Below are 15,850 nucleotides of genomic sequence, written 5' to 3' on the forward strand. Positions count from 1 at the left end.
ACATGCTCACCATAGCCGGTGAAGTGCGCGTGTAAAACGGCACTCACCCCAACGGCTCCCGAAAACGCTCACCGGTCCGGAATTGCAGCGTTCCGGACTCTTCCAGACGTGCCGCGGGATGCGCCGATTCACAGAATTTCACCTGTGCACGACACGTGCGCAACTTGCTCCCGTATCAGCTCACCTTTCAATTTGTCGTAATTTTGCGACTGCGTAGCCGTGAGTTCGACACAGGGTCGCGATCGCACCTCACGGTGCCTCCCCGATCGCGCCGCATCAGGCTGTATGCATGTACAGGCACGGCTCACCGGGAGATCGCGATCGGCTCCTGCATCGCCAAAAACGCCTTTGAAACCGGCCTGCACCGCCCGATCGGACCTGCTTTGCCGGCCCGGGCGCGCATTGTACAGCGCACAAACCGTATCAGGTCCCGAAAATACTCACCTTGATCACAGCTTGTCCTTTCGGCCAGGTGCCGCCAAATGCCCGACGCACGCGGGATCCGCTGCCTGCATCTCCCGAAAATGCTCACCTTGCCGAAAAAATGCGGCACTGCAACGGGCATCGCTACGGCTCCCGAAAAACCTCACCGTAACCGTCGCGGTATCAAAAACATCAATGCCTTCCGATACTTATGCACAGAAGGCATTTGGCTGTGTCTCGCTGGCATCCCCCGAAAAGCCTCACCTTTCGATGGAAATCCTTCATACGACATCCGTGTGTCGGCCCCCGAAAAAGCTCACCTGTGCCAAAAAGGGGCACAGCAAAAACGAGGTTTCTTCCAGTCCTGGCGGGCTTTTCGGCGAATCCGGCAGCTCACAGGTCCCGAAAAGCCTCACCTGTGACCAATTTCCCAGCAAATACCGTTCCCGAAAACGCTCACCTGTGATGCCGTTCACCGGCTGTGACCGACACCCCGAAAAAGCTCACCTTAGTGCGATCAGGGCAGGAAAACCCGGATTTCCCTCCCGAAAAGGCTCACCTTTAGGGCATCACAGGCTCCGGAGAGCACTTTTGCTGTGCAAAATGGCGGGCGTTTCCCGGAAATCCTCACACCAAATCCCCGCGGAGTCCCGTGAAACCTCACCTTTCGCCAAAATTGCCTAAAAGATGGGCAGAATCGGGGCGCAAAGAGGGTCCCGCAAATTCTCACCTATGTCTGCACAGGCAGAAAACTGTGCAGTCAGTCACCGCGCGGGTTCTGTGGCTGTGCGGCCCCGAAAAACCTCACCTTTGGGAAATCTCGTGTTTCACTGTGATCCCGAATCCGCTCACGACCTTTCCCGCAACGGCTCACGCAGCCCCCTGAACCCCATCACTTCAGCTCCCGCAGAAGATCACCTTGGCTCCCGTAAAACTTCACCTTGTCGGTCGGAAAGCCTTGTTACATAAGGCTGTGCCGTGGCGTTAACGTTTTTAACTAAGGGTTCAAGGGTGTTTACTTCTAATACTCTCAAGACATGGGCTGACGAGTTTTCCACAGAGAACCCAAACCCCGAACACCCACAGGCAATCGGATCCTCCTCCATGTGAAACAAGTGCTGTTTTTCGGGCTCTGCTGAAAAATGCTTGTACTACAAGGACTTGGCTGACTTTCTTCGCTTTGTTTCACGGAATTCCTGATCACCTTCGCTCCGATTGGCTCACAGACCCGATTTCTGTGGCAAGCGACGTAAATTCACAACGCAGAGACGAAACAGATATCAAGAAGTACGTATTTCGTTATGATTGCCACACTTTAATGTCTGTGAGCTCTGCCATGACCCTGGACGAAATGCGCCAAGCCATTCGGGACGAACTGGAATCGCTGCGTGCAAGCGGCGCACGGCGCCAGGAATTGTCGCTGCATGCATGCAAGCGCCTGTTCTTCGATCTCGGCATCCGGCCGTCGGCCGCCAATGTTCGCGATCTCACCCAGACCGGCAGCGCCAGCGACATCCCGAAAGATATCGATCACTTCTGGGAACGCATCCGTTCAGCGTCCAAAGTCAGGCTCGACGGTGCGGCAATTCCGAAGGCGGTAGAGGAAAAGGCCGGCGCGTTGCTCGGCGCACTCTATGAAGAAGCGTTGAAAGCGGCCCGCGACAGTCTCGACGGTGACCGCGAACAGGTTCGCGCCGGCGTTGCCGACGCGGAACAACGGTTGCGTGACGCAACCGTTCGCCAGGAGACGCTCGAAGCCGCGCTCGCTCGCGGCGAAACCCGCAACGAGCAGTTGCAGGCGCGTGTGACCGAACTCGAGGTGCAGCTCGCGTCACAGACGACGCACGGTTCGGCAAGCGAAGCAACGTTGCTCACCACAGTTGCCCGACTGGAGAAGGAGCTGAGCGCGTCCGCCGGCCGTATCGACGCCGAACAGGCGCAGAACGCAACGCTGCGGGATCGCATCGATGCACTGCAAGCCGAGTTGCAGCAGCGCACCGAGTACTACGCGCAGCAAATCAAGGACGCGGTGGCCGAAGCGGAACGCCGCGTCAAGCCGATGCTGGTCGAGCTGGACTCGTTACGCAGCATGGCGTCGAATTACCAGAGCGGTTTGCGCGACGTCCAGCGCAAGGAATTCGATTTCCTGCAGCAACTGAGTTCGGCCAAGGCTCGCGCCGACCGGCTCGAAGAACAGTTGCGCAGCCAGAGCGACGAACTGGAGCGTGCAACGCGCGACGCGAATTCGCTGCGCGCGAGCCGCGGGATGAATCCGGAAATCGCCACGCTGATCCGGCGCCTGGCCGATGCGGGACAACTGGATGCGGACGCGTATTCCGCGATCGGCACCTCGCTGGATCATGAGATTCCGGTGCCGACTCAGTGCCCGCGTTGTGATGGCGAGCCGGAACTGTCACAGGGTGAAGAGGGTTTCGAAGTGGCGTGCCCCGAGTGTGAACACGCGTCGGGCGCATGGCCGTCCCGATTCGAAGCCATCGCGCGCTTTACGCAAACCTGAGCCGAAGATCGGCCGTACTGCACAGGTGAGACGATTCGGGAAGCTTGAGGTGAGGTTTTTCGGGAGCTGTGAAACGGTGAGGCTGCGCCACGCAAGGCTGCTCACGGATCGTCTCGCGTGAGCAGCCGTTTGCCGATCAGTGAGTTTCGTCGCTATCGGTTGCGTCACCGTCGGCCAGGCCGTCGCGCCAGTTTTTCCACGCGCGATGCAGGCGGTTCGACGAGATCGGCCGCATGAACCCCAGCCATTTGCCGACCCGTTCCGGCAGCACGTCGTGTTCGAACAGTTCGGCCGCGTAGGTATTGCGCAGCGTTTGCGGGCTCGCGCGCGCGGTGCGCGATGACGTCAGCCCGGCCGATTCGACGATTGCGTCGATCGCGCGCAGCATCGTCGCCTTGTGCATTGGCCGGCCTGCATGCGATGCCGGGAACACGAGTTCCCCCGGAATTTCCTGGCGCTTGCGCTCCGTGAGCCACGCTTCGAGCAGCGCGATCGCGAACGATGCCAGATGGGTTTCGCGTGCGAAATCCGGATGCGTCGACGGGATCTGCAGCGACGTTCCGCTCGTATTGATGCAACTAATCGTAAGCGCGCGAGCTTCACCGGTCTTGATGCCCGCGCCGAGGAAGGCCGCCACGAGCGCGCGGTCGCGCCGCTCTTTCCAGTATGCAGAGCCCGACACGCCGATCGGCGAAAACAGATAGGCGAGCAATGTTGCGCGTTCGACCGGCGTCAGGAAACCGGTGGGTTCGTTGTCGCGCGCCTTGCGCCAGGTCGCTTCGCCATCCTGAGCAATGAAACGGGCCGGGTTGGTCGATGCGTACTCGGTGCGACGGATATGATCGAGCACACGTTCGATCAGCCGAAGATAGCGCATTCGCTGGGTTTTCCTGATCGGCAACTCTCCGACGAAATTCGCGATCGTTGCCGTATCGACCGTCGCCAGATTTTTCTGATGCGTTCGCAGCCACGTGAGAAATGCGCCCCATTGTGCGCGATAGACGTCGGCCGACGAGCGGCGGTAGTCCTGCATGGCCAGCCATGCGTCGAACGCGGCTTCGGGCGAGACGACCCAGTCGGATGCGCCGCGATCGAACAGATCGTTTTCTTCAGGACGTGCCGGGGTGTCGGGAGGTGCGGGAAGGGACATGTCATTTATTCCGTTAGTTGCGTATATGGTAGCCCTTTCCGCAACGTCTCGGGCAGCAAGAGGCTGGACGGGCCGCCATGCACGGCAGCCCGGGTTGGGAGTCAGTCGCCCCACGCCTTGGACGGACGGTGAGCGCGCTCGCGGGGCGCCGTGGCATGCGACGTGGCCGCCGCTTCGTATGCGAGAACCGCGAACGAAAAGACGGCGGGCAGCGCATTGGAGCGCCCGAAGTCGATCGGATCGTCCGTTTCGGGAAACGTCATGTCCGACGGCCGTTCGAACAATTGACGCATGCCGGCCTCGTGCCGGCTGGCAAAGCCGAGATCGGCGAGCGCCTCGGCTTCGATCGCGTGCAGCAGGCGCCACGTCAGCGGGACGCGCTGACGGATGTAGCGCCCGGCAATATGACGAACGATCAACTCGAGGTCGTGCGCGGCAGCCTTGAAGCTGAGCGCGGCCAAATCCTGTTCTTCTGTCATCGCAGGCTCCTGTCGACCGGGGCGGGCGCCTCGGTGCGCCGGCTCCGGCCCATGCATGGCGGAATGTCCGTATACTGTACAAACATACAGTATTTTCCGCAACTGGCCCTTTGGCCAGCTATACGCGCCGTCAGCGGTGTATCACGATCAGCAGTGCCCGCGCTTCGGCCTTGCCGGGATTGCGGATGGCGTGCGGCTCGTCGGCCGGGTAGCGCGCGGTGTCGCCGGCTTTCAGGCGCCGGCTGGCCGCGGCGGCTTCGATCTCCATCGCGCCCTGCAGCACGGTGAGATGTTCGCGCGTGCCGGGTTCGTGCGCGTTCGATACGAGTGCGCCGCCGCCCGGCAGCGTCAGTTCGTACCACTCGAACTTGCCGGCGAGGTCGATCGGGCCCCACACGCGCAACTGGTATCGGCCGTCGTGGCCGGCAAGTGTCGGAATGTCGTGCGGGCCGTCTACGCGGATCGTCTCGGGCGCTTTCGGCTGCGAGAACAGTTCGTCGAGCGTGATGCCGAGCGCGTTCGTCAGCCGCCAGGCGACGGCGATCGTCGGATTGGCCTTGTCGCGTTCGATCTCGGAGAGCATCGATTTCGATACGCCGGCCGCGCGCGACAGGTCGTCGAGGGTCAGCTTGCGCTCGTTGCGCAGCCGCTGGATCTGCTCGCCGACACGCGGCGGCGTGGCGGCCGGCGGCTGCGGTGCGGCGCTTGCGGGCGTGCGCCGCGATCCGGAGGAACTTGCCATTTGGATTCCGTTCGCTTAGAGTTGTTCGATATTTCGAATTCTGGTTCGAAATATCGGATAAATGCGGTCAACCGAACGACCGACTATAACAGTAGCAGGCCGTTGCGCCGCCGCCACGAGTGGCGCGCCGCGGAATGCGAATCCCTGTCAGGAGCTTTGCGATGCGTGATGCCTTTCTCGCCCAGGTGCGCGGGACGCTCGACCAGATCCGCGCGGACGGTTTTTACAAGACCGAGCGCGAGATCGCGAGTCCCCAGGCGGCGGCCGTGCGGCTCGCCGGCGGCGCCGGCGTGCTGAATTTCTGCGCGAACAATTATCTGGGTCTGGCGAACGATCCGCGCCTGATCGACGCGGCGAAGGCCGGCCTCGACCAGGACGGGTTCGGCATGGCATCGGTGCGCTTCATCTGCGGCACGCAAACCGTGCACAAGCAACTGGAAAGCGCGCTGGCCGCGTTTCTCGGCACCGAGGACAGCATCCTCTACTCGAGCTGCTTCGACGCGAACGGCGGGCTGTTCGAGACGCTGCTCGACGAGAACGACGCGGTGATCAGCGACGAGCTGAATCACGCGAGCATCATCGACGGCATTCGCCTGTGCAAGGCGAAGCGCTTTCGCTACCGGAACAACGACCTGGCCGACCTCGAGGCGAAGCTCAAGGAAGCCGATGCGGCGGGCGCGCGCCACAAGCTGATCGCGACCGACGGCGTGTTCTCGATGGACGGCATCATCGCCGACCTGAAAGGCATCTGCGATCTCGCCGATCGCTACGGCGCGCTCGTGATGGTCGACGATTCCCACGCGGTCGGCTTCATCGGCACGCACGGCCGGGGCACGCCCGAGCACTGCGGCGTCGAAGGCCGCGTCGACATCATCACGGGCACGCTCGGCAAGGCGCTCGGCGGCGCATCGGGCGGTTATGTCGCCGCGCGCCGCGAGGTCGTCGAGCTGCTGCGCCAGCGCTCGCGCCCGTATCTGTTCTCGAACACGCTCACGCCGAGCATCGCCGCCGCATCGCTGAAGGTGCTGGCGCTGCTCGCCAGCGACGAGGGCGCGAAGTTGCGCGAGCGCGTGCGCGAGAACGGCGCGCGTTTTCGCGAGCAGATGACCGAAGCCGGCTTCACGCTCGTGCCCGGCGCGCATCCGATCATTCCGGTGATGCTCGGCGACGCGCAGCTCGCAACGAACATGGCCGACCAATTGCTCGGCGAAGGCGTGTACGTGATCGGCTTCTCGTTCCCCGTCGTGCCGCGCGGCCGCGCGCGCATCCGCACGCAGATGAGCGCCGCGCATACGCCCGAACAGATCGACCAGACGGTCGCCGCGTTCGTGCGCGTCGGCAAGTCGCTCGGCATCGTTTGACGGAGGCGCGATCATGAAAGCACTGGCAAAGCTCGAACGCGGCCCCGGCCTCACGCTCACGCGCGTGAAGCGTCCCGAAGTCGGACACAACGACGTGCTGATCAAGATCCGCCGCACGGCGATCTGCGGCACCGACATCCATATCTGGAAGTGGGACGACTGGGCGCAAAAGACGATTCCCGTGCCGATGCACGTCGGTCACGAGTACGTCGGCGAGATCGTCGAGATGGGGCAGGAAGTGCGCGGCTTCGCGATCGGCGATCGCGTGTCCGGCGAAGGCCACATCACGTGCGGTTTCTGCCGCAACTGTCGCGCGGGGCGCCGGCACCTGTGCCGCAACACCGTCGGTGTCGGCGTGAACCGTGAAGGCGCGTTCGCCGAGTATCTGGCGATTCCGGCGTTCAATGCGTTCAAGATTCCGCCCGAGATTTCCGACGATCTCGCGTCGATCTTCGATCCGTTCGGCAACGCGACGCACACGGCGCTGTCGTTCAACCTCGTCGGCGAAGACGTGCTGATCACCGGCGCAGGCCCGATCGGCATCATGGCCGTCGCGATCGCGAAGCATGTCGGCGCGCGCAACGTCGTCATCACCGACATCAACGACTACCGGCTGGAGCTCGCGCGCAAGATGGGCGCGACGCGCGCGGTCAACGTTGCACGCGAGTCGCTGCGCGACGTGATGGCCGACCTGCACATGACCGAAGGCTTCGACGTCGGTCTCGAAATGTCGGGCGTGCCGAGCGCGTTCACGAGCATGCTCGAGGCGATGAACCACGGCGGCAAGGTCGCGTTGCTCGGCATTCCGCCCGCGCAGACGGCGATCGACTGGAACCAGGTGATCTTCAAGGGGCTCGAGATCAAGGGCATCTACGGTCGCGAGATGTTCGAGACCTGGTACAAGATGGTCGCGATGCTGCAGAGCGGGCTCGACCTGTCGCCGATCATCACGCATCGCTTTGCCGCCGACGATTACGAAAAAGGCTTCGCCGCGATGCTGTCCGGCGAAAGCGGCAAGGTGATTCTCGACTGGACGGCCTGAGTGCCGAAGGGGCCGCGCGGCGCGATCGCCGCCTGCCCCGCTTTCGATTGCCGGTGCGCGTTCGAAACCGTCACGCGCGAAACCGGGCTTAAGGTGAGATTATTCGGGAGCTGTGTTCTTGCGCTTCGAATAGCGACTCGATCGCACATGGGTGATCGGCAATCGCACGGTTGAGTTCACCTGTCGCGACCTTCCTGCCAACTCTGCCCGGCTTCTCCCGTCACACCATCCGGCGTTTGTCGTTTCGCGCCCCACGTTTCCCCGTTTCGTTTGATGCGAACGTCCGCCGCGCATCCCGTGTGTTGCCGCGTCGAACCAGCGCATCAACCGTGAACCCGCGCGCCTCGTCGCGGCTCACTCATGCGTGAGCCGATCGGCATCGATCGGTGCGCATCCTGCTACTTGATCCGTTCACCATTCAACCATCGCGGTTCGAGCTGGAGACTCAGCACCACGAGCCAGCGCTTCGGGCACTGCGGCGCGATGTCGATCGGATCACCATGCGCGCCGGGAATCGTGACGAACCCGTGTTGCGCCGCATACCGGCAAGCGCGCAACGCATCCGCCTGCAGCCAGAAGCTGACGAGCGCGCAGGTCACGAAGCGGAACAGCAGCAGCGTCGCGGCTTCCGGCGCGAAACCGGCCGCGATCAGCAGGCCATCGAACGCGAACGTCAGCAGATGCGCAACCGCGATCGTGACGATCGTCAGCTTCACCACGCCGCGCAGCCGCAGCGCCGTCCGCAAGCGTGCGTGCCGGCCGGCCAGCTGCGCGCGATCGTCGCCGCCATCGCGCTTAGGCGCATCGTGTTTCATGATGCCGCACCGGCTTGCCGTGCGACGTCGATCTGCGTTGCATCGTGTGCGTGCATGCGATCGCCCGCAAGGCCGACGGATTTGCACAGGATCGCGCTGTCGTAGTTGTGTCCCGGAAAGCGCATCACGTCGACCGGCTGAAAGCCCTCGCGCCGATAGAACTCGATCAGCCGGACAGCCGCGTGCGGCGCATCGAGCGCAAGGTGCGTTGCACCGCGCGCGGCGGCTCGCCGCTGCGCGAACGCGAGCAGCGCGCGTCCGATGCCGCGATCCTGCCAGACGGGATCGACGGCCAGCTGGCCGAGCGTCGCGACGCGCCGGCTGCGATACGTATCGCAGCGGGAATCGGGATCGTGCGAATGCATCGTCATCGTCGCGACCAGATGCGCGTTGCCGAGCGCGACGAAGCACTCGCTGGTGAGCACGCGTTCGCGCGTCGCGGAGGCCGGCTGATCGACGCACGGACAGTTGAAGCCCAACGCGCCGAGATGCGCGAAGGCGCGATGCAGCAGCGCGGTCAGCGAGTCGTACGAATCGCTGCGCGGGTCGAAGCGCCGCACGACGACGCGGCCGTCGAGCCGTTTGGCATAAGCCGCATAGGCGCGCGCAGGGCGCGCGGATTCCGGTCGCTGCATGATGTCCTTTCGCCCAGACAGGGTGACCGAAGTGTAGTGAGCGTCGCGTCTCCGCTTCAAGAAAAAATGTCGTAAACGTGGCGGGCGTCGTCGCGCGGCCTGACCGCGATTCAGCCCTCTCGTCGGCATGGATTTTCCGCATGCGCTTGACGAGGGAGAACGATCGTTCTACCGTAAACACATGAACACACCACTCGACTCCTCCGGCGAACCGGGCGTTCGCGACCGGCTGCTCGACGCGGCCGAAGCGCTGATCTATTCAGGCGGCATCCACGCAACGGGCGTCGATGCGATCGTGAAGCGATCCGGCGCGGCGCGAAAGAGCTTTTATTCGCATTTCGAATCGAAAGAGGCGCTGGTCGTCGCCGCGCTCGAACGCCGCGACGAGCGCTGGATGCGCTGGTTCGTCGATGCAACCCAGGCACGCGGCAAGGCGCCGCGCGCGCAGTTGCTCGGCATGTTCGATGTGCTGCGCGACTGGTTCGGGCAGCCCGATTTTCATGGCTGCGCGTTCCTGAACGCATCGGGCGAGATCGACGATGCCGACGATCCCGTGCGCGTTGTCGCGCGGGTGCACAAGGCGCGCCTGCTGGCATTCGTGCGCGAGCGGTTCGACGCGTATGCCGACGAAACAGGCATCGAGCGCCGCGGGCTTGCACGCATCGCACGTCAGTGGCTCGTGCTGATCGACGGCGCCATCGGCGTGGCGCTCGTCAGCGGCGATGCAAATGCCGCGCGCGATGCGCGCGCGATGGCCGAACTGCTGCTCGACGCCGTTTCGCGGCAGTCGATGTAGCGCTTCCGAACCGGCCGCGGTCGTCCGTGGCCAGAACCCTGAACAGGAGCAACCCATGTCCGCTTCCCCCGAAGTCCGTCCGCCCGTTCCGCCCTTCACGCTCGAAACGGCCCGCCAGAAGGTGCGCGCCGCCGAGGACGCGTGGAATACCCGCGATCCGCAGCGCGTGTCGCTCGCCTACACGCCGCAAAGCCGATGGCGCAATCGCGCGGAATTCGTGACCGGCCGCGACGAGATCGTCGGGCTGCTGCAGCGGAAATGGACGCGCGAGCTCGACTACCGGCTGATCAAGGAGCTGTGGGCGTTCGGCGGCAATCGCATCGCGGTGCGCTTTGCATACGAATGGCATGACGACGCCGGCAACTGGTTCCGCTCATACGGCAACGAAAACTGGGAGTTCGACGAAAACGGCCTGATGGCGCATCGTCACGCGAGCATCAACGACCTGCCGATTCGCGAGGAAGATCGTCTCTATCGCTGGCCGCTCGGCCGCCGTCCGGACGATCATCCGGGGCTGTCCGATCTCGGGCTGTGATGAACGTGCGCCGGTTCGGCGGAGCGGCGAACGCGTCGATTGTGGTCGACGGTGAGGAAATTCGGGAGGTGGTGCGCGAAAGGTGAGGTTTTTCGGGACCACGTGAAATGTCGCGTCGGACTGTGTACGTCGAGCTGATCGACACTGCTTTGCACGTGGTCCGCCGCGCATGTCTCATACGCTGAAGCGCATGCGTGCAGCCGGTAACGGTGCTGCGTGATGCGCGTGTCGACGCGCAACGGTGTGCTTCAGCACGTGTTGCAGCTCACGGATCACGCCGGGTTCGAAAGTGCGCGGGCGATCGGTGTGTCTGCGCGTGATGTGCAACTCACCGATCGGATCGGATTCAACGAGAGACACCGGTTACGGCTTCGAGGCAAGCAGTGCGCATCACCGTATCTTGTTTCTCACCGTTCGACGTTCCGCATGTGCGCGCCGGAAGCGGTACCGGTGCGTGCGCGCATGTCGTGCAGCTCACCGAAGAACCTGATGCACACATGGCCTGCCAACGGTTTGCTGCATCAGCGACAGACGACCTCGCGCTGCATCCTTGCGTTGCCGCGCACCACGTTCTGTTGATCCGTGAAGCATCCGACCCGGCACGATCACTCGCGCCGGGCCTGATCGTCAGCCCGCGATCCGCGCCGCGATCGCCTCCCCCACTTCCTGCGTCCCTGCGTTGCCGCCGAGGTCGCGCGTATGCGGCCCCGTGCGCAGCACGTCCTCGATCGCGGCGACGATCGCATCGTGCGCTTCGCGTTCGCGGCCCGTGCCGTTGCCGAGGAAGTCGAGCATCATCGCCGCCGACCAGATCATCGCGACCGGGTTCGCGATGGTTTGCCCCGCGATGTCGGGCGCCGAGCCGTGCACGGGTTCGAACAGCGACGGAAACGTGCGGTCGGGGTTCAGGTTCGCCGACGGTGCGATGCCGATCGTGCCCGTACAGGCCGGCCCGAGATCCGAAAGAATGTCGCCGAACAGGTTCGATGCGACGACGACGTCGAAGCGGTCCGGCTGCAGCACGAAACGCGCACACAGGATGTCGATGTGCTGCTTGTCGACGGCGATCTCCGGATAGCGCTCGGCCATCTCGGCCGCGCGCGCGTCCCACCACGGCATGCTGATCGCGATGCCGTTGCTTTTCGTTGCGACGGTGAGGCGCTTCGCGCGCCGCTGTGCGAGCTCGAACGCGAATTTCAGCACGCGCTCGGTGCCGTGACGCGTGAAGATCGACTGCTGCATCACGACTTCGCGCTCGGTGCCTTCGAACATCGTGCCGCCGACCGACGAATATTCGCCTTCGGTGTTCTCGCGCACGATCAGGAAATCGATGTCGCCCGCGCGGCGGCCGGCGAGCGGCGACGGCACGCCGTCGAACAGGCGCGCGGGCCGCAGGTTGATGTACTGGTCGAATTCGCGGCGGAATTTCAGCAACGAGCCCCACAGCGAAATGTGGTCGGGCACCGTCGCGGGCCAGCCGACCGCGCCGAACAGGATCGCGTCCATGCCCGACAACTGCGCTTTCCAGTCGTCCGGCATCATCTTGCCGTGCTGCGCGTAGTAGTCGCAGCTGGCCCAGTCGATCTGTTCGAAGTCGAAGCGGATGCCGAAGCGCGCGGTCACGGCGTCGAGCGCGCGCAGGCCCTCGGGCATCACTTCACGGCCGATGCCGTCGCCGGGGATCACGGCAATCCTGTAAGTCCTGTCGGTCATGCAAAGCTCCTTGGCTGGTCGGCCTGCTGCGGGGGAGGCAGCGGCACGTCACGCCATTCTATTTATTTCCATCCGGATTAAAATCGCGCGAAAGGTTAATCGACTTTCCACGAATCGTGAACAAATCGCCGAACCTCGACGACCTGCGCGTGTTCAGCCTGGTCGTCCGTCTGACGAGCTTCAGCGCGGCCGCCGAACAGCTCGCGGTGTCGCCCGCCTATGTCAGCAAGCGCATCGCGCTGCTCGAAGCACAACTCGGCACGCGCCTGCTGCATCGGTCGACGCGCCGCGTGACGGTCACGGAAGCCGGCGAACGCGTGTTCGCGCGCGCCGAGAAGATCCTCGACGACGTCGATCATCTCGTCGAAGACGTGTCGACCACGCGCACGGTGCCGCGCGGCACGCTGCGCATGTCGAGCAGCTTCGGTTTCGGCCGGCACGTCGTTGCACCGGCGCTGCTCGACTTCACCGCGCGCTATCCGCAACTGAACGTGCGGCTCGATCTGTTCGACCGGCTGGTCGACGTCGCGGGCGAAGGCTACGACCTCGACGTGCGGATCGGCGACGAGATCTCCGATCACCTGATCGCGCGCCGCCTCGCGGCGAACTATCGCGTGCTGTGCGCGTCGCCCGACTATCTCGCGCGACGCGGCACGCCGCGCTCGCTCGCGGATCTCGCGTCGCACGACTGTCTCGCGATCAAGGAGCGCGATCACCCGTTCGGCGTGTGGCGGCTGAACGTGCGTGGAGAAACGGCGACGGTGAAGGTCGGCGGCGCGCTGTCGACGAACCACGGCGAGGTGGCCGTGCAGTGGGCGCTGGCCGGACGCGGGATCGTGTTGCGCTCGATCTGGGAAGCCGGGCCGCTGATCGAACGCGGCGCATTGTGCCGCGTGCTGCCGGACGCGATCCAGCCCGCGAACATCTGGGCCGTGTATCCGGAACGCGTCGCGGCATCGGCGAAAGTGCGCGTGTGCGTGGATTTTCTCGTGGAGACGCTGGCCGGCCTGAACGCCGCAGCGGGTGACGATGCGGCCTGAATACGGCTAAAGGTGAGCTTTTACGGGGGGCGTGCGCAGGCACCGACGCGTCGCTTCACGCGACGCCGATCGGCCTGCTGCGCAGGCCTTCGACGGTGTCCGCGGGAAACTCACGCCGCGCCCGACGCACCGAGCATCAGGTCGAGATTCTGCACCGCTGCGCCGGAGGCCCCCTTGCCGAGATTGTCGAACACGGCGGACAGGAGCACCTGACCGTGATCGGCATTGACGAACACGCCGAGCCGCAGGTCATTGGTGCCGTTCAACGCTTGCGGATCGAGATGCGTGATCGCGGGCGTGTCTGCGAGCGGCGTGACGTCGACGTGACGCGCGCCGGCGTAATGGTGCGCGAGACACGCATGCAGCTGCTCACCGGTCACGCCGGCCGGGAGCAGGCGCATCTCGATCGGCACGGTCAGCACGATGCCTTGCCGATAGGCGCCGTAAGCCGGCACGAACAGCGGCCGGTGCGAGAGACCGGCATGCAGCTGGATCTCGGGCGCGTGCTTGTGCGCGAGTGCGAGGCCATAGATTTGCAGCGGCTTGGCGTGCACGGCGCCGTCCGCTTCGAATGCGTCGACGGCCGCTCGGCCGCCGCCCGAGTACCCGGAGACGGCATGGATGCTCACCGGGTAGTCGCGCGGCAGCAGGCCGGCCTGTTGCAGCGGTCGCAACAGGCCGATCGCACCGGTCGGGTAGCAGCCCGGATTGGTGACGCGCCGCGCGTGCGCGATCGTCTGCGCATGTCCGTCGGCCATCTCGGGAAAGCCGTACACCCATTCCGGCTGCGTGCGATGGGCCGAACTCGCATCGATCACGCGGACTTCAGGATTCCGGATGAAGCCGACCGCTTCGCGTGCGGCCGCGTCGGGCAGGCACAGGATCGCGATGTCGGCTGCGTTGATCGCTTCGGCGCGCCGCACCGGGTCCTTGCGCTCGGCATCCGGCAGCGTGACGAGCTGCAAGTCGGTGCGCCCGCTCAGGCGCGCGTGAATCTGCAATCCGGTCGTGCCTTGATCGCCGTCGATATAGACAGTGGGGAAGCTCATGATAGTCGCGTTCCTTGCGCTCGGTCGTCGAGAAAACCGTATCGTCCATCGAACGCCTAGAATAGGAAAAGTTGAATTTACTGACCATCTGATTCAGCTTTTCTGAACGAGAGGTGTGTGATGCGCGAGATCAGTCTGGACCGCCTGCGCACGCTGGTCGCGATCGCGGACCAGGGCTCCTTTGCGGCGGCGGCGCAATTGCTTCATCTCGCGCCGCCGACCGTCAGTCTTCATGTCGCCGAGCTGGAAAGCCGCGTCGGCGCGCCGCTGCTGTCCCGCACGCGCGGCAACGTGCGGCCGTCGGCTATCGGCGAAGTGTTGGTGGAGCGGGCGCGCCGTCTGCTGGCCGAGGTCGAATCCACGCTGGACGACGTGCAGCGGCAGGTGCAGGGGTTGACCGGACGGGTGCGCCTCGGCGCGTCGACCGGGGCGATCGCGCACCTGTTGCCGCAGGCGGTGGCGCGGCTGCGCGAACAGCATCCGGACATCGACGTCCAGATCGCGGTGCTCACGTCGCACGATACGCTGGCGCGCATTGCACAGGGCACGCTCGACGTCGGGCTGGTCGCGCTACCGCAGGCGCCGGTCGCGGGGTTGTCGATCCGCGCATGGCGGCGCGATCCGGTGATGGCTTTCCTGCCCGCGGACTGGCGGCTTCCGGCTCGCGTGACGCCGGCCTATCTGGCCGCGCGTCCGCTGATTCTCAACGATGCGTCCACGCGCCTGTCGCGACTCACGACGGAATGGTTTGCGCTCAGCGGCCATCGGCCCGCGCCGCGGATCGAACTCAACTACAACGATGCGATCAAGAGCCTGGTCGCCGCGGGGTATGGCGCGACGCTACTCCCGCACGAGGCCGGAGCGCCGCTGCCGGATGCGCGCATCGTCATGCGCGCGCTGCGGCCGGCGTTGTGGCGGGAACTGGGGATCGCCCATCGGGCGGGGTCGGTCGAGCGGGCGACGCAGCACGTGCTCGATGCGCTGTGGGCGCTCGGCGCGCGATAGCGGATCATGGCGCGGCTGCCCGTCCGGGCGGCCTGCGCGTTCAGAGCCGGTTGTCCTTCGCGAGCATCAGCACGCGCGCCCAGCGCTGTGCATCGCGCTTGTCGGTCATCGGCAGCTTCCATTCGCTGCGCACGGCGTCGCGCACGTGCACGACGAGATGCCAGCGGCCGCCGATCGGCGCGGCCTGGCAACCGTCGAGCTGCGACAGCGTATAGCGGCCGTCCGCGCCGTCGTGCGACAGCCACAGCAGCCCTTGCGTCGCGGATACGCGCAACTCGCCCCACGCGCGATGCACGACGTGCGTCCAGCCTTCTTCCTTCGTGTTCGGTGCGACGTCGCGGCGGCGCTTGATCCACCACGCAACCAGCGCAATCAGGATCGCGGCGGCGAGCACGGCGGCGGCGATGGCAACCGGCTGGCCGAACTGCGCGGCGATGACGTGAAACAGGTGAACCGCGCCCCATCCCAGAGCGATGAGCGCGAACAGTGCAATGAAAATCGGCATGTCGAATCGGAGAAGAGGACGGACCGGCGCATGCATCGCGCC

Annotated in this window: 16 protein-coding genes; 8 read left to right on the plus strand and 8 right to left on the minus strand. The window is 64.7% G+C overall.

The window, feature by feature from the left end:
• Positions 1 to 1,759: 1,759 nt before the first annotated feature.
• A complete protein-coding gene (locus BBJ41_RS28015; protein WP_069749451.1) occupies positions 1,760 to 2,941 on the plus strand; it encodes a DNA-binding protein in 1,182 nt (393 codons plus the stop codon).
• A gap of 136 nt (positions 2,942 to 3,077) precedes the next feature.
• Here the strand turns inward: BBJ41_RS28015 and BBJ41_RS28020 are convergent, their stop codons facing one another.
• The 3 genes from BBJ41_RS28020 to BBJ41_RS28030 form a co-directional block, all read right to left on the minus strand.
• Entirely contained in the window at positions 3,078 to 4,091 is a 1,014-nt protein-coding gene (locus BBJ41_RS28020) for a tyrosine-type recombinase/integrase (RefSeq protein ID WP_069749452.1), read from the minus strand.
• Between the two features lie 101 nt (positions 4,092 to 4,192).
• On the minus strand, positions 4,193 to 4,570 hold the full coding sequence (locus BBJ41_RS28025) for a DUF2471 family protein (RefSeq protein ID WP_069749453.1): 378 nt from the start codon (positions 4,568 to 4,570) through the stop codon (positions 4,193 to 4,195).
• A 130-nt stretch (positions 4,571 to 4,700) separates the two neighbouring features.
• Positions 4,701 to 5,312, minus strand: a complete 612-nt coding sequence (locus BBJ41_RS28030) for a helix-turn-helix domain-containing protein (RefSeq protein WP_069749454.1) — start codon at positions 5,310 to 5,312, stop codon at positions 4,701 to 4,703.
• 161 nt (positions 5,313 to 5,473) lie between these two features.
• Here BBJ41_RS28030 and BBJ41_RS28035 point away from each other — a divergent pair, with 161 nt between their 5' ends.
• Both BBJ41_RS28035 and tdh read left to right on the plus strand, forming a co-directional pair.
• Entirely contained in the window at positions 5,474 to 6,673 is a 1,200-nt protein-coding gene (locus tag BBJ41_RS28035) for a glycine C-acetyltransferase (RefSeq protein ID WP_069749455.1), read from the plus strand.
• Positions 6,674 to 6,686: 13 nt separating this feature from the next.
• Positions 6,687 to 7,715, plus strand: coding sequence for an L-threonine 3-dehydrogenase (gene tdh, locus BBJ41_RS28040; protein ID WP_047902093.1), 1,029 nt, complete (start codon positions 6,687 to 6,689; stop codon positions 7,713 to 7,715).
• Between the two features lie 398 nt (positions 7,716 to 8,113).
• Here the strand turns inward: tdh and BBJ41_RS28045 are convergent, their stop codons facing one another.
• Together BBJ41_RS28045 and BBJ41_RS28050 are read right to left on the minus strand one after the other, a co-directional pair.
• A complete protein-coding gene (locus tag BBJ41_RS28045; RefSeq protein WP_069749456.1) occupies positions 8,114 to 8,530 on the minus strand; it encodes a hypothetical protein in 417 nt (138 codons plus the stop codon).
• Entirely contained in the window at positions 8,527 to 9,165 is a 639-nt protein-coding gene (locus BBJ41_RS28050) for a GNAT family N-acetyltransferase (RefSeq protein ID WP_069749457.1), read from the minus strand. Before BBJ41_RS28050 ends, BBJ41_RS28045 begins: the two co-directional genes overlap by 4 nt.
• 181 nt (positions 9,166 to 9,346) lie before the next feature.
• On the opposite strand from BBJ41_RS28050, the gene BBJ41_RS28055 reads away from it, so the two are divergent.
• The 3 genes from BBJ41_RS28055 (at position 9,347) to BBJ41_RS41465 (ending at position 11,075) form a co-directional block, all read left to right on the plus strand.
• Complete coding sequence (locus BBJ41_RS28055) at positions 9,347 to 9,961, plus strand: TetR/AcrR family transcriptional regulator (protein WP_069749458.1); 615 nt, start codon at positions 9,347 to 9,349, stop codon at positions 9,959 to 9,961.
• A gap of 55 nt (positions 9,962 to 10,016) precedes the next feature.
• On the plus strand, positions 10,017 to 10,496 hold the full coding sequence (locus BBJ41_RS28060; RefSeq protein WP_069749459.1) for a nuclear transport factor 2 family protein: 480 nt from the start codon (positions 10,017 to 10,019) through the stop codon (positions 10,494 to 10,496).
• Between the two features lie 219 nt (positions 10,497 to 10,715).
• The gene (locus BBJ41_RS41465; RefSeq protein ID WP_156814878.1) at positions 10,716 to 11,075 is read left to right on the plus strand and encodes a hypothetical protein; all 360 of its coding nucleotides are present in this window, start codon (positions 10,716 to 10,718) and stop codon (positions 11,073 to 11,075) included.
• Positions 11,076 to 11,123: 48 nt separating this feature from the next.
• Here BBJ41_RS41465 and BBJ41_RS28065 read toward each other — a convergent pair whose 3' ends face one another.
• Entirely contained in the window at positions 11,124 to 12,209 is a 1,086-nt protein-coding gene (locus BBJ41_RS28065) for a tartrate dehydrogenase (RefSeq protein WP_069749460.1), read from the minus strand.
• A 116-nt stretch (positions 12,210 to 12,325) separates the two neighbouring features.
• Between BBJ41_RS28065 and BBJ41_RS28070 the strand changes: the two genes are divergently transcribed.
• On the plus strand, positions 12,326 to 13,249 hold the full coding sequence (locus tag BBJ41_RS28070; RefSeq protein WP_069749461.1) for a LysR substrate-binding domain-containing protein: 924 nt from the start codon (positions 12,326 to 12,328) through the stop codon (positions 13,247 to 13,249).
• Between the two features lie 110 nt (positions 13,250 to 13,359).
• On the opposite strand, the gene argC is transcribed toward BBJ41_RS28070, so the two are convergent.
• A complete protein-coding gene (gene argC, locus BBJ41_RS28075) occupies positions 13,360 to 14,298 on the minus strand; it encodes an N-acetyl-gamma-glutamyl-phosphate reductase (RefSeq protein ID WP_069749462.1) in 939 nt (312 codons plus the stop codon).
• 120 nt (positions 14,299 to 14,418) lie between these two features.
• On the opposite strand from argC, the gene BBJ41_RS28080 reads away from it, so the two are divergent.
• Positions 14,419 to 15,303: a LysR family transcriptional regulator gene (locus tag BBJ41_RS28080; RefSeq protein ID WP_069749463.1), complete on the plus strand. Its 885-nt coding sequence runs from the start codon at positions 14,419 to 14,421 to the stop codon at positions 15,301 to 15,303.
• A 40-nt stretch (positions 15,304 to 15,343) separates the two neighbouring features.
• Here the strand turns inward: BBJ41_RS28080 and BBJ41_RS28085 are convergent, their stop codons facing one another.
• The gene (locus BBJ41_RS28085; RefSeq protein ID WP_069749464.1) at positions 15,344 to 15,808 is read right to left on the minus strand and encodes a hypothetical protein; all 465 of its coding nucleotides are present in this window, start codon (positions 15,806 to 15,808) and stop codon (positions 15,344 to 15,346) included.
• Between the last annotated feature and the right edge of the window lie 42 nt (positions 15,809 to 15,850).

Source organism: Burkholderia stabilis, assembly GCF_001742165.1.
GTDB classification, from domain to species: domain Bacteria; phylum Pseudomonadota; class Gammaproteobacteria; order Burkholderiales; family Burkholderiaceae; genus Burkholderia; species Burkholderia stabilis.